Origin of the sequence: Parachitinimonas caeni (assembly GCF_030129945.1) — a bacterium.
Taxonomy (GTDB): domain Bacteria; phylum Pseudomonadota; class Gammaproteobacteria; order Burkholderiales; family Chitinimonadaceae; genus Parachitinimonas; species Parachitinimonas caeni.
On sequence record NZ_JARRAF010000030.1, the window covers coordinates 19015 to 32492 of the forward strand.

Consider the following 13478-nt stretch of genomic DNA (forward strand, 5'->3'; position numbering starts at 1 on the left):
GCGAAAATCCGCCCGCTCTCGGCAAGGTAGATGCTGAGGCGAGGAACCGGTGAGTGCAAAGCTGTGCTACTAGGCGGCGGACCCAAATTCAACGAAATGCGATCCGGAGAAAAAAACGTCTACGAGGGGTTTGGCCAGCAGCTCAAGCTGTCTGCGGGACTTCTTCCATTTCGGAATAACCTGAGGACATATCCCCTGACAGCCATTGCCAGTTTTCCAGGTACTTCAAGCGGCCATCAGGTAGTAGTACCGGCGTAGAGTGGCATTGGCCGAGCATGAATGCGCCCTCTTGATTCAGGTGGTGATAACGCATGTTCAACTCGCCATTTTCAGTCATGACGGCAAGCAGGTGGCCGGTCACGATTTTTCCGCCAGAGTAGTCTGCAGAAACAATATTGCCTTGTTGTCTGAACGTGAAATACGTTGCAGGGCTGACTTCGCCGTTATCAGAATTGGCGACCGAGCGGAACGTTTTGCCATCAAGAGAGAATTTCATTGGATTCCTGATTGTGGTTTGCTTGGCAGGGTTGGCATGGCGCTACGCCTTGGCAAGTCGCGTGGCGGTGCGCCTGGGATTATTGTCTCTCTGCGGATTATGCCTTGCGCTTTGGAGGTTTGGGGACGTAAAGAGGGGCCTGCTTCTGCAGGGGTTCTATTTGCAGATTGCAGGCCCGGTTTGGAGGTAAGCAGTGCGGTCTAGGCAAGGAGCAAGGGGGTGAGTCCGCCGCTCAACTCCAGCGCTGCCAAGTCATCGAAGCCACCGATATGGCGCTCGCCAATGAAAATCTGCGGAACGGTTCGGCGCCCGGTCTTGGCAATCATTTCTGCACGGCTCTCTGCCGAGGTTCCGACGTTGACCTTGTTGATGTGGGTAACACCTTTGCGCTTGAGCAGGCTTTCTGCCTGGACGCAGTAGGGGCAGGTGGAGGTGTGGAACATGGTGACTTCTGACATGAGAATCTCCTGAATTTAGGCAGTTGCTCATCGGTGATGAGCCAGTGGTGGTACTTTGCCTAATTCCTCACATAAGAAGAATGCCTTTTCCTTGTAATTGATTATTGTAATTTACGGAATAGTTGGCAGGGTGCGAAAGCACAAACACTCGCAACTTTGGGCTGCGAGTGTCTGCGGGGATAACTTATTTGACGCTTCCGTAGCCCTTCAGACGGAACATCAGTGCCTTGCCGTTGCCGCCATCGACGCGTTCCAATTCGACCCAGTAGTTTTCCTTACCAAACGGGCCGCTGTACTGCAGGCAGGGAATCTTGATATTCATATTGCCATCAATTATCGCTGTGCAAGCATTGTCACCGCTGGGTTTTGGCTCTGTTCCGGTTCCTGGTTTGGGCTCGGTACCCGTGCCGGGATTGGGTTCTGTGCCAGTGCCAGGCTTGGGTTCAGTGCCGGTTCCGGGCTCGGTGCCTGGAGTGGTGGTTGTGCCCTCGCAGCTACCTGACAGGTTGATGTAGAGCGCACGGCCATGCCCTTCCAGATTGCTCGATCCTTCGGCATCAAAAACAAAACGGATCAGATGCTTGCCGGGTGTCAAATAAGCCTGGGTATTAACTGCCCGTGTTTCGCCCGCTTTCATGGCAATGTGAGTTTGTTGGCTGATTAAGGTATTGCCATCAAATATCTGATTCGATAGCTCGTCAAAATCAATTTTGGCAGTCATTGGGTAGCTGATGTTGAATGCACATTTGCCATTGCTTTTTAAGAAGGCATCGCTGCTGTTTAATTCAATTAATTTAGTCCATTCGCCAGTCTTGCCGTTTTTTCCGCCAACTTCTCCTCCAAAGGTGGCGCCTGGGCCGGGGGTTACGCGCAATGCCGGGTCGGGTGAGGTGGTTGTTTCAGCCATTGTCGGAATGGCAAAGGCAACTGCGAAGCTAAGGACGAGGACGTTGGCACGGCAGAGCATGGTTTGCATGGCTTTTCTCCTTGATTTCCGGTTATCCGGTAAATGGCTGTTCGGTAAAGCCATGGTAGGGGGAGATTTAAATGCATTCCATTTTTGCTGATTGGCGGTTTTATATTGGGTATGGGCGGAATTTGAAATTGTTTATTTAATAAATCAATAGATGGGGATGGTAGTTTTTCGGTTCACAGATTTATAATTTTACTAATTGTTAATTTGTTTGCACGAGGCGTGCGATTTATTTGATTCAGCAAGCAAAGCCCGACAATGCGGGCTTTGCGCTATGCATTGGGCTGTTTAGACCAATGTGCCGCTCAATTGCATGGGGTCGGACCGGCGACGATCCGTACCAAATGACATGGGGAACCCCCCAAATGTAGGACTCAGGCTTGGGTCGCTTTCATCCACCTCAATTTCGATTTCACCGTTGTCGAGAGTGCGGACCGGGATATCAATAGCAGGACTGCGCTGAGGGACCTCAGCCAGCTTCCGGCGTAGCTCGGCGATTTCATCGTCCTTCTGACGAAGCTGTTCTTCGGCAGCTTGTTTGCCGGACTCGACGCCCTTCTGCTTGGCGGCCTCAGTATCGGCCGGTTGTTGAATCGGGCCGCTGATAACCCCCAGAAACTTATCGACCCCGGTGGCAACCGTGGTGGCAATCTTGCCCCAGACGGGTGCGGATGCTGCAACAAAACCTGTAGCAAGCGAGGCTGCAATCAACCCGACTTTGGCGGTTGTGCTGACCCCGGTACCCCAGTTCTTGGCGGCCTCGTCACTGGCCCCGGCTTTGCGAGCAATGGCGTAGGTAAGATTGCCGATGCTGTTGCCGCCCATAGGCAAGCCTTCGCCACCATTGGCTTTGGAGCGCCAGTCTTTGAAAGCACAGGCTGCATCCGCAATCGCAACGGTGGCACTGACGCAAGAGACGGCGAGTACTGGCACTGCCCCACCAAACGATAGCGCAGTCAGCGCGGCGGCAACGCCGACGCCTATCAGCGATACCACGGCGCCAGCCAGCTTGAAGGCAAACGAGCGTCCGGCAGCGCTACGGGCTGCTTGCTGGGCCTCGGTCAGATTGGCTTTTCCAGTATTGAGGCGTTCCAAAGTACGCTTGTCCTGTGGCGCTACTTCGGTCTTTAGTGGTTCGCTCGCCTTCCTTTGCAATTCGGAAAAAGATTCCCCGCGCGAAACTGACATGGAAGACTTGGGTCTTGGCAAACCCGTCAGCGTCAACGGGCTACGCTGGAGCGTAGGCTTTTCCTTGTCCTGGACCGTTTCCTGCTCATGCAGGTCTGTTCTGCCAATGCTGTCTGGGGGGGTAAAACTGCCTACATTGTGGATGCTCATGATGGCTGCCTTTCAATTTTCAAAGTGATTTCAAATCTTGTATGCGCGATTCGGCAACATCACGAATCGCGGAAAATTCGGGGTTGAGGTAGCTGACATCGACAGTCGCCTCAAAAGCCTCAATGGCTTCTTCGTATTTACCAAGCAGCATCAGGCATTCGCCGATCCGAAGCGTGCAGGCGGCATCGCGGGCATCAAGCAGGTAGGCCTGGGTGAAGAAGTTAAGGGCGTCCTCGACGCGCTCAAACTCGGCCAGGCACATGGCGTAGCCAAACAGGAAACGGCGGTCGAAAGGATCGTGCGTGACCAGAAACAGGAAGAGTTCGAGCGCATCGCTGAAGCGACCTTCGTTGAAAGCGTCGTAAGCGTAGCTGTAGCCAGCCTCCAGCTCCTCGGCGGTAATGCCTTTGAGGTCGGCCAGAGTCACGCCATGATTGATCATGGCATCGCTCAGTCCCTCGGGGGTGGATACATCCAGCAGGGTGGCTTCGGCGTCATACATGGCAAGTCCTCTCCTTCCAGCAGTGGCGAATGGGGCAATCTGGTGGTTTGGTAACGGTAGCCCTGCAACTGGTTCAGGTAAAACAGCTTTTAGCGAAAAGAAAAAATACCAGGAACCGTTTGCAGCGACCGCCTGGGTTGGCGTGCGGCTCAATAAAACAGCCCCTGACTGTTGCCAGTCAGGGGCTGTTTGTTCAAAAACGGCGGTCGAGGGCGTTTATTCCCAGTCTGAATTGGCGCGGCGGCGGATCGTGTCGAAGTCGTCGTCAAGCAGCTGCTTGCCATTTTCCCAGACCACCTGCATGGCCAGATCGGGTGCGGAGGGGTCAAGCAAACCTGAACGCCAGCCGTTGGCGTCTTTATAAGCAGCGATACGGCCCCGTTTGGATTTCTTGCCCTGGTCGGTAATCGGCTCTTTGTATACGTCGCGCCAGACATCGCCGACGCGAATGGCAGAGCACTTCATGGCGAACTTCTGCGTGTCCCGGTGGACCTGCTGCAGCAAGGCTCCTCCCATGCCGAAGGCGACGTTGTCCGCGCTATAACCGAGGGCTTCAAGATGACCGAGGATCATGCGGATTGACAGCTTGTCCACGCCATCCCCTTGAATCACCCGAACATGCTTGAGTAGCTTGAAGCCATTGCGGTTGATGGTGTGACCGAATGACTGGTCGAGCAGGCGTACGACCTTGGCGACGACTTCGACCGGGTCGCCGGAGTCGGGGCGCACAACCAGCGTCGCCCCGGAGTCGATGACCTGCTGACGGAGTTCGCCTCCCCAGCCTTCCTGGACTGCACGGAAGATGTCATAGCTGTCAGAAACCACAGCTACCAGCTTTCCCGGCTGCGCAAACTCTTCCAGCATATTCCGATACGCAGCGAACTCATCTTCGCGGCCCCAGCTCGTAATGGTTGAGTGCTCGGCCGCAGGGATCGAATAGCCACAGGCTGCCGGTGCGTTGTAGTAGCGGCGAGCAGCCAGCAGGCCGACCAAGGTGTCGGTGCCATAGAAATTCACAAGATGGGCCATGCCACCCAAGGCAGCACTTTCCTGGCTGGATACGCCGCGTGCGCCGAAGTCGTGCAGCTTGAAGGCAAGCCCGCTGGTGTCATCGGCCGTGCGGCGCAGATATTCACCAATCATCTGCCGAATATGCCAGCTCTGAGTGGCAACGGTGGTGGGGTACCAGACACGCAGCAGCAAGGTTTCCAGATAGGACACCAACCAGAACAGCTCCGGGTCGGTTGACTCGATGGCCATCAACGGAATCGAGGTATCGACGATCGAGCCTTCGGGAACGGCCCAGATGCGAATCGGCATATAGCCGCCATGCACGTCGATAATGCGTCGAAAGCCAGCCTCGTTGAATGGCAGGCCATGCATGGCCAATACCTCGCGGGCTTCGTCGATATCTGCTTCGGTCAGCGGCTGCGAAAGATATTGTTTGAGAATGGCCTGCAAACCGAAGAACAGCACTTTGTCGAAGCTGCCACCACGAGACTCGACATACGAGTACATCGCATTGGCGCCTTCCGGGTACTGCCGATAGTGGCTGGTCTTGTAAGAGTCGGTAGAAAGAATGAGGTTACCGAAGGTGGAATGGCTCATCATGATGCAATCTCCTTGCATGTAAACCGGCGATCCCCTCGCCGGGGTGTTCTGGCTGTGAGGAAGTCAGCAGCCCTAATTGGTGCCCAGAAAATACTGGATGATCTCGAAGTGGTCTTCGAAAAACTCGCGCTCCATATCGACGAGGTCTGCCAGCGGAATCCAGCGCGCTGCTTTGGCGTCGTCCCCCCCCTTCACCGGCGGCAGCTCGCCACTTGGGAAGTGCAGATAAAACGCTTGGGTCAGGGTGCGACCTCTTAACGAGCGTTCGGGATGATCGAACATGCGCTGTGCTTTGATGGCACCGCGCAGGACCGGTAATGGCAGCTTGACGCGGGTTTCCTCTTTCAGTTCGCGCAACGCTGCAGATTCGAGCGTCTCTTTCTGATCGAGAAAACCACCTGGCAAGGCCCACAGACCGTGGCCTGGGTCGCCAGCACGCTTGACCAGTAAAACGTGGCCACTGTGCACGACTACGCAATCGACGGTCACAAATGTGGGTGGGTAAGGTGCAGCCTGCCAGGCAGCTTTATAGTCCCGAACGAAGTCGAACTCGCGTCGCATGTGCTCGTAAAAGCTCGAACCCGCAAAGCTGCGCAGAAAATCGAGAACTGGCGCAGGAACCGAAGCCGCCAGCCGCATCCAATCGCCTTGCCCCGTTGAGCCAAAATAGAGTGAGCGTAAGGCGGTTGCATCGAGAGCCTGAAACTGTGGCACATCGACCAGTTCCCATTGCGGGAACATTTCAAGGTAGTACGAGCTGGCATCTTTGAGATGGCCAATGACGCCGATCCGTGCCGAGTCGGTTAACCCAAGCAGTTGCACGTGCTCGGCTACCAGCCGCTGCACCTCTATTAGCCAACGTTCCTCCACGTATAGCCAATCGCCCAAGGGTGAGACGGCGACCCGCTGTCGGTCCTCGGGACGAACGCACTCAAGAATCATGGCGCGACGTTCATTGGCGGTAAATGGATTACGAATGTTTCGGGCTTTATTGGCGGAACCTGCCAGGACCAAGACGTGACGGGCTTTGCGTAGCGCGATGTCGAGCACCTGCTGATGCCCGGAATGGAAGGGCTGAAAACGCCCGATATAGATGACCAGATCCAACATACAGAGAACCCCTCTGCCATTACCGCGATCTCCTCGCGGGACTCAGCGACTCACTGTCGCTGCCGGACTTCACTGCGCTTTGCAGCTGAAGTGTGTTTGTTAATCTAGGCGCCTGCCGGATGGGTGTCAATATCTGCCATTCCGGGAGGTAAATATTGCCATTGCTGAAAATACTGAGAACTGAAATGGGTCTAACCCATTGTCCCGAAGGGAATCACGCCACCGGACGGGATGTTTGTTCTCTAGTTGTTTCTCCCTTCGTTCGGCCCGCAAGAGCTTGATGTCGTGCGGGCCTTTCTGTTGCTCAGTCGCTGCTGCTCCAGGATGAGGAGCCGCTGTCGCAGCTGCTGCTACTGTCGTAACTGCTACCGCTGTCATAGCTGGTCCAGCCGTTGGACTGCTCGTTACAAGTCTGAGTGCTGCTGGATGAGGTATCGCTTGAATGATTCGACCAGCTGGTGCTGGTGGAGCTGTCGCTGATATCAATGGCACCAGCAGAGTGTTCCATGGCAGCTGACTCAGTTTGACTGCCGGAACTGGATGAGCCGGGTGCCGGTTTGGGGGGCTTCTTTGTTGCAGGATTTCGACCAAACCAATTGGAGAAGAATTCGAACATGAGCAACCTCCGTATGGTGGCAAAAGCAATCTAGGCTGAAGAGCACAGTGCGTCCGGCTTTTACCTGAGCATGAATAAGTGATACTGCGCCGGCCTTATGATTCCCGCAAGATTGCGTCAAGTTGGCGAAAATCGCCGCATTTGTTTTAGGCTGGCCCGGCAAAATCACTTAAAATGCCGAGTTTAGCTTTGTAGCCCTTTGCGGCCGAAGCCAACAATTACCATTCCGACGCGCTATGCCTGATCGCCAATCTCTGGTGTCCATCCTGTTTTGCTGCATGGGCAATATCTGCCGTTCTCCCACTGCCGAGGGCGTGTTCCGTCAAAAATTAATTCTGGCCGGATTGGCTCGGCAAGTCCGCGTTGATTCCTGCGGCACCCATGCGTACCACGTTGGGGAAGCACCTGACCGTCGCTCACAAAAGCATGCACTGGCGCGTGGATACGATCTGTCGTCGCAGCGGGCTCGGCAAGTGGATGTGACGGATTTTGAGAAGTTCGACCTGATTCTGGCGATGGATGAGCAAAATCTCGCCAATTTGCGCCGTATTTGCCCCAAAGCCTATCTGGGCCGATTAAGGCTGATGCTGGATTTTTCCACGCAATTGCCCGCCGGTGATGTGCCTGATCCCTACTACGGTGGTGACGCAGGTTTCGAGCAGGTGTTAGACCTGATCGAAGAGGCTTCAGACCAGCTGATTACCTATCTTCGGGCCGAATTCGGCCTGCAATCATCTCCTCCCTGAGGTATCCATGCTCGAAAGACTGTTCAAACTGCGGGAAAACGGTACGACGGTAAAGACCGAAGTTCTCGCAGGGCTCACTACTTTTCTGACGATGGCTTACATCGTGTTCGTTAACCCCGACATCCTGTCGCAGACCGGCATGGACAAATCGGCAGTCTTCGTGGCCACGTGTCTGGCCGCAGCGCTTGGCTCGGCGGTCATGGGGCTGGTGGCAAACTATCCGATCGCTTTGGCGCCGGGTATGGGGCTGAATGCTTACTTCACCTATACGGTGGTCAAGGGTATGGGCGTGTCTTGGCAGGCAGCGCTGGGCGCGGTGTTCTTGTCCGGCATCCTGTTTCTGGCGGTGAGTCTGTTCAAGGTGCGCGAAATGATCGTCAACGCCATTCCGCGCTCACTCAAGCTGTCGATATCTGCGGGTGTCGGTATGTTTCTAGCGATCATTGCACTGAAAAATGCCGGGATTGTGGTAGCGCACCCGGCCACGCTGGTGACCATGGGCAACGTCCATGATCCCAAGGTACTGCTATCCATCTTCGGATTCATGCTGGTGCTGGCGCTGGAATATCGCAAGGTCACCGGATCGGTGATCATCGGCATCCTGTCAGTGACCGTGCTGGCGGTGATGCTGGGCTTACAGCCGTTCAGTGGTGTGTTTTCGATGCCACCAAGCCTTGGCCCCACGCTGATGCAGATGGATGTGGCCGGCGCGCTGAATGCCAGCTTGCTTGGGGTGATTTTCGTCTTTTTCTTTGTTGATCTGTTTGATACCACGGGCACCCTGATTGGCGTATCGCACCGCGCTGGTCTGCTGGATAGCCAAGGCAAGCTGCCACGGTTAAAGCGGGCCTTGCTGGCAGATAGCAGTGCCATTGCAGTGGGTGCGGCATTGGGTACTTCTTCGACCACGGCATATATTGAATCAGCAGCGGGGACGGCGGTGGGGGGGCGTACCGGGCTGACAGCTGTCGTGGTGGCCATCCTGTTCCTGGCAGCATTGTTTTTCTCGCCACTTGCGGGGTCGGTACCGGCTTATGCGACGGCGCCTGCCTTGTGCTACGTGGCCGTGTTGATGGCCCGCGGTCTGGCGGAGATCGACTGGAACGACCTGACCGAGGCGGCCCCGGCCGTCGTGACGGCGCTTGCCATGCCATTTACATTTTCGATTGCTGACGGCATTGCCTTTGGCTTTATCACCTATGTCGCAGTGAAGCTGCTGGCAGGGCGCTTTCGCGATCTGTCCATTCCTGTCGTGATAATCGCCCTGCTATGGGTCGTCAAATTTGCCAAGTTTCACTAGGAGTCCAGAATCATGATCGACCCGAACTACATTCGTGACCGCATCCGCACGGTGCCAGATTGGCCACAGGCGGGGGTACAGTTTCGTGACATCACCCCGCTGCTGCAAGACCCGAAGACCTTTCGCGTGCTGGTGGACTGCTTTGTCCATCGCTATATGGACCAGCAGATCGACGTCGTGGCGGGTGTGGATGCCCGAGGTTTCATCTTGGGCTCGGTGGTTGCGTATGAGCTGAATCTTGGGTTCATCCCGGTTCGCAAAAAGGGCAAATTGCCGTTCCACACCGTTGAAGAGTCATACGAGCTGGAGTACGGCAGCTCGACGGTCGAGCTGCACACCGATGCCTGCAGGGCGGGGGATCGGGTACTGCTGATTGACGATCTGGTGGCGACGGGCGGCACCATGATGGCGGCAGCACGGCTGATTGCCAAGCTCGGCGGTACGGTTGCCGAGGCGGCGGCGATTGTCGATTTGCCTGAGCTGGGCGGCTCGGAATTGATTCGCGCAAATGGCATTCCTTTGTACACAGTCTGCGATTTCGCAGGCCACTGATTGCACTGCAGGACGGTAACACCATGAAACTACCTACTATTCCCGAGCTGTTTGAACAGGCGGATTGCTTGCATGATGAAGCCGAAGTTCTGGCTGCGTTCGATCGTATGGCGGCTGCCATTACCGATCGCCTGGCAGATCGGAACCCTCTGGTTTACGTGGTGATGAATGGCGGGCTGATTGCGGCTGGCCAATTGTTGCCACGATTGAAATTCCCCCTGCAGCAGGGGTATCTGCACGCCACCCGATATGGGCTTGAAACCAATGGCGGAGAGTTGGCCTGGAAGGTCCGGCCAACCGACGACATGCGGGGCAGGCCGGTACTGATTGTCGATGACATCCTGGATGAAGGTCACACCCTTGCGGCCATCATCGACTATTGCAAGGCCGAAGGGGCTTCGGCTGTCTATACCGCAGTCGTTGTCAACAAACTGCATGACCGCAAGGCACGGCCAGAATTCAAGGCTGATTTTGTGGGCCTGGATGTCGTGGACCGTTTTTTGTTTGGCTGCGGCATGGACTATCAAGGCTATTGGCGCAATACCCTGGCGATTTATGCCGTGAAAGGGCTATAGCGGCGCGTGAAACGGGAGCCTGTTACGGAGCTGGCGGGCTGCCACATTGACTTACGGCATCAGGCTTGCTGGGAGCGCTGGTAGTGCCGTCAGGGAGAGATCATGTTCAAACCAAAAAAACTGGCTGCTTTGGTCGTTCTGGCATTGGCCTTGCCATGTCAGGCGGAGGAGGCTACCGCATCGCCTGATCTGTATCAGGATGCCGATACCCGGCTGGGGGTTGGCTATGGCAATGAGTCAAAACTACGGCTTGAGGCCCAGCGCATATTGGGGGAATCTGCCCTGTCGGCGTGGTTGGCAAATGCCTGGCTGGCCGACCGCTCAGGAGGATTGCAGCTTGATTACCACTGGCTGCCGGAAGAAGTGAAACCTGGGCAGCCAGTAATGCCGTGGGTGCGCAAAGTATTCATGGCTTACGATCGCGCGAAGTTTGGTCATGCCAAGGTGAGTATTGGTGGCGGTCTGGAGCAGGATGGAACATTTTTTGGCCTGTATGGCTCAACGGCCGCCTCAAATCGTCGGGAAACCGGCATGCAATCAAGCAGCCGGATGGATACCCAACGCTATAGCGAGGGTGGCAGGGACTTTCTGCGTGATGTGACCACGACCACTACCGATCGCTGGTACGAACAGGCTTATGATCATGGTTTGGGGTTGCGCGCGTCTACATTCAGCAACCAATACCTGATCCGCCTGACGGGGGGGCTGGACCACGAGTGGGCGGATAAGCGCACTTACCAGACCGCTTTTTCGCTGGCTATGGAGAAATACTTTGCCGGATCGCCTCATAGTCTTGCGCTCGCAGCAGAGTTATATCGCAAGCATGGGGAGTACGATGACGAGTCAAACCGGCATCGGGTATCACTGACTTATCGCTATACCTTCGGCGATAAAGGTTACAAGCCGCCAGTCAATCGTCGCAGTGAGCCGCAAAACAAAGCGGAAGCCGGCACTGCCGGCAGCACTACGCCTGGTACAGCCGACCAGCCGGCGACACCTGGCAGTCAAAGCAGCCAGCAGGGTAGTGACACGGCTCAGCCTCGTACCGAGAAACGCATGGTCAAAACGACTGCGTCGATGAGCACGGATGCGTTCTTCGAGTTCGACAAGGCCAGGCTCACCAAGGATGCCACTACCGCACTGGACTCCGTGATTGCCACCCTCAAGGCCAATGGCTTTACCGGCAATATCCATATCTCAGGGCATACCTGTGATATTGGTGCGGCCAAGTACAACCGGGCCCTGTCCGGTCGCCGTGCGGAGGCTGTCCAGAAATATCTGGCGGAAAAAGGCGGCATCAACCTCAACGTCCTGGTGGCAGAAGGGATGGGCGAGGAGAACCCACGCTTCCCCAACAACAAGGAAGGTCGCCCGAAGAACCGCCGAGTTGATCTTGAATTCGTCAGTTTCAAGGAAGGCGTGGAAGAAGTCGTGATCGTGCCATCTTCCACGGCGGGTCAGACGTCTTCTTCTGCTACATCTGGCAGTCCGGCGGTAGCCGGTACAGTGGCCGGATCTAATGCCGGCAAGCCCGCAGCGACCATCAGCTGGCAGAAGGAAGTGATTGAGGTCGAACCGGCCTGGGTCCGGCGCGCCATGCGCCAAGCGGTGCCACACAAGGAAACTGTTGATGTTTATCGCAGTCGTGAACGTGAGGTTAGCGTCAGCAATGGCACTAGTCGCCCGGTCAATCGCGGCCCGGTTGCGGTGGCAGACCAGTTCAGTGTGGGAGGGACCGAAGAGGTTGCTCTGGATGTGCTGGCCAATGATAGCGACCCGGACGGGGATACCATCAAGCTGATCGCTGTCTCATCACCGCAGAACGGAAGCGTCCGGATTGAAGGCAACAAGCTGCTGTATTCGGCTAGGGCGGGTTTTGCCGGCACCGACACCTTCAACTATCGGATCAGTGATGGTAAGGGCGGCGAGGCCGAAGCGAGCGTCAGCGTCAAAGTGTCGCTCAATAAGAATCGGCCGCCGGTGGCTGTGGATGATTACGTGACTCCCAGCAATGACAAGCGCTATACCTTCTATGTGCGGGCCAACGATTCCGACCCGGACTATGACGAGCTGAAAGTGATCAGTGTGACCCAGCCTGCGCATGGCACTGTCAGCATCGCGCCTGATGGGGATGTTTACTATCAGGCTGAGGCTGATTTCTGGAACTACGATTCATTTACTTACACAGTGAGTGATGGCAAGGGTGGCACTGCAACCGCAACGGTGCGCATGTATGTGCATCCACGCAAGCCAAGCTGGAGTTGGTGGGGTTCTGATTACTGATCCTTTCTCGCCATCCCGAAAACAACAAAGCCCCGATTTGTGTCGGGGCTTTGTTTTGGCAGCATGAGCTTGGAGGGTCTTACATCTGCGACTGCAGATAGTTCTGGATGCCTACTCTGTCGATCAAGCCAAGCTGGGTTTCAATCCAGTCGATGTGTTCTTCTTCGCTTTCGAGAATTTCTTCGAAAAGCTCCCGAGAAACGTAATCTGCAACTGATTCGCAGTAGGCAATGGCCTCTCGCAGAATCGGGCAGGCTTCCATTTCTAGCTGTAGATCACACTTCAGCGCTTCGTGAACGTCTTCGCCAATGTAGATCTTTCCCAGCTCTTGCAGATTGGGCAGCCCTTCCAGAAACAGGATGCGCTCAATCAGCTTGTCGGCATGTTTCATTTCATCGATGGATTCATGGTACTCGTACTCGTTGAGTTCCTTGAATCCCCAATTCTTGAACATGCGTGCGTGCAAGAAATACTGATTGATGGCAGTGAGTTCGTTCTTGAGTGCGCCATTGAGATACGCAATGACTTTTGGATCACCTTTCATGATCGGGCCCCTGAATTTGGTTGAAACAAGGGCGACCACCAAGAAAAATGCAGTGCAGGCCGCCCGAAACCTCTAATCAGTGAAGGTTAGGTCAGGTTGCAGGCGGTGGCAATCAGAATTGCGGTCAAGCGGCGGTGAGCAGGGTTTCGCTGTGGCTCTGGCTGCAAGCTTGCGCATCTTTCAGCAGCTGCTGAGCACAGGGCGCGCACTTGCCACAGCAGGCAGATACACCCAGTTCGATGCGTAACTGCCGCATGGAGCAGCAACCATTGCTGACGGCTTGTTTGATTTGCTTGTCAGTCACAGCATTACAGATGCAGACATACATGAGAAGCGTTCTCGTTAAGATTTTCTTGATGATACTAATTCTCAAT

15 protein-coding genes are annotated in these 13478 nt (G+C 55.5%); 5 read left to right on the forward strand and 10 right to left on the reverse strand.

Annotated elements, in window-relative coordinates; all coding sequences use genetic code 11:
- Nucleotides 1-142 precede the first annotated feature (142 nt).
- The 8 genes from PZA18_RS18565 to PZA18_RS18600 all read right to left on the reverse strand — a co-directional run bounded on the left by PZA18_RS18565 (nt 143) and on the right by PZA18_RS18600 (nt 6996).
- A complete protein-coding gene (locus PZA18_RS18565) occupies nt 143-496 on the reverse strand; it encodes a hypothetical protein (RefSeq protein ID WP_284102367.1) in 354 nt (117 codons plus the stop codon).
- Between the two features lie 200 nt (nt 497-696).
- Nucleotides 697-954 carry a glutaredoxin 3 gene (gene grxC / locus PZA18_RS18570; protein ID WP_284102368.1) on the reverse strand — a complete coding sequence of 86 codons (258 nt, stop codon included), beginning with the start codon at nt 952-954 and terminating at the stop codon, nt 697-699.
- Between the two features lie 184 nt (nt 955-1138).
- Nucleotides 1139-1930, reverse strand: coding sequence for a hypothetical protein (locus PZA18_RS18575; RefSeq protein WP_284102369.1), 792 nt, complete (start codon nt 1928-1930; stop codon nt 1139-1141).
- Between the two features lie 285 nt (nt 1931-2215).
- Nucleotides 2216-3265 carry a hypothetical protein gene (locus PZA18_RS18580; RefSeq protein ID WP_284102370.1) on the reverse strand — a complete coding sequence of 350 codons (1050 nt, stop codon included), beginning with the start codon at nt 3263-3265 and terminating at the stop codon, nt 2216-2218.
- A 19-nt stretch (nt 3266-3284) separates the two neighbouring features.
- On the reverse strand, nt 3285-3767 hold the full coding sequence (locus PZA18_RS18585) for a SycD/LcrH family type III secretion system chaperone (protein WP_284102371.1): 483 nt from the start codon (nt 3765-3767) through the stop codon (nt 3285-3287).
- Between the two features lie 216 nt (nt 3768-3983).
- Nucleotides 3984-5378: a nicotinate phosphoribosyltransferase gene (locus PZA18_RS18590; RefSeq protein WP_284102372.1), complete on the reverse strand. Its 1395-nt coding sequence runs from the start codon at nt 5376-5378 to the stop codon at nt 3984-3986.
- A 72-nt stretch (nt 5379-5450) separates the two neighbouring features.
- Entirely contained in the window at nt 5451-6488 is a 1038-nt protein-coding gene (locus PZA18_RS18595) for a bifunctional nicotinamide-nucleotide adenylyltransferase/Nudix hydroxylase (RefSeq protein WP_284102373.1), read from the reverse strand.
- A gap of 304 nt (nt 6489-6792) precedes the next feature.
- The gene (locus PZA18_RS18600) at nt 6793-6996 is read right to left on the reverse strand and encodes a hypothetical protein (RefSeq protein ID WP_284102374.1); all 204 of its coding nucleotides are present in this window, start codon (nt 6994-6996) and stop codon (nt 6793-6795) included.
- A 344-nt stretch (nt 6997-7340) separates the two neighbouring features.
- Here PZA18_RS18600 and PZA18_RS18605 point away from each other — a divergent pair, with 344 nt between their 5' ends.
- The 5 genes from PZA18_RS18605 (at nt 7341) to PZA18_RS18625 (ending at nt 12560) form a co-directional block, all read left to right on the forward strand.
- Nucleotides 7341-7850 carry a low molecular weight protein-tyrosine-phosphatase gene (locus tag PZA18_RS18605; protein ID WP_284102375.1) on the forward strand — a complete coding sequence of 170 codons (510 nt, stop codon included), beginning with the start codon at nt 7341-7343 and terminating at the stop codon, nt 7848-7850.
- A 7-nt stretch (nt 7851-7857) separates the two neighbouring features.
- On the forward strand, nt 7858-9150 hold the full coding sequence (locus PZA18_RS18610; RefSeq protein WP_284102376.1) for an NCS2 family permease: 1293 nt from the start codon (nt 7858-7860) through the stop codon (nt 9148-9150).
- 12 nt (nt 9151-9162) lie between these two features.
- Nucleotides 9163-9702 (forward strand): adenine phosphoribosyltransferase, encoded by a 540-nt coding sequence (locus PZA18_RS18615; protein WP_284102377.1) that lies wholly within the window; start codon nt 9163-9165, stop codon nt 9700-9702.
- A gap of 23 nt (nt 9703-9725) precedes the next feature.
- Nucleotides 9726-10277 (forward strand): hypoxanthine-guanine phosphoribosyltransferase, encoded by a 552-nt coding sequence (locus PZA18_RS18620; RefSeq protein WP_284102378.1) that lies wholly within the window; start codon nt 9726-9728, stop codon nt 10275-10277.
- Between the two features lie 102 nt (nt 10278-10379).
- Entirely contained in the window at nt 10380-12560 is a 2181-nt protein-coding gene (locus PZA18_RS18625) for an Ig-like domain-containing protein (protein WP_284102379.1), read from the forward strand.
- A 79-nt stretch (nt 12561-12639) separates the two neighbouring features.
- Here PZA18_RS18625 and bfr read toward each other — a convergent pair whose 3' ends face one another.
- Both bfr and PZA18_RS18635 read right to left on the reverse strand, forming a co-directional pair.
- Nucleotides 12640-13104: a bacterioferritin gene (gene bfr, locus PZA18_RS18630; protein ID WP_284102380.1), complete on the reverse strand. Its 465-nt coding sequence runs from the start codon at nt 13102-13104 to the stop codon at nt 12640-12642.
- Nucleotides 13105-13228: 124 nt separating this feature from the next.
- Nucleotides 13229-13432 (reverse strand): bacterioferritin-associated ferredoxin, encoded by a 204-nt coding sequence (locus tag PZA18_RS18635; protein ID WP_284102381.1) that lies wholly within the window; start codon nt 13430-13432, stop codon nt 13229-13231.
- Nucleotides 13433-13478 lie beyond the last annotated feature (46 nt).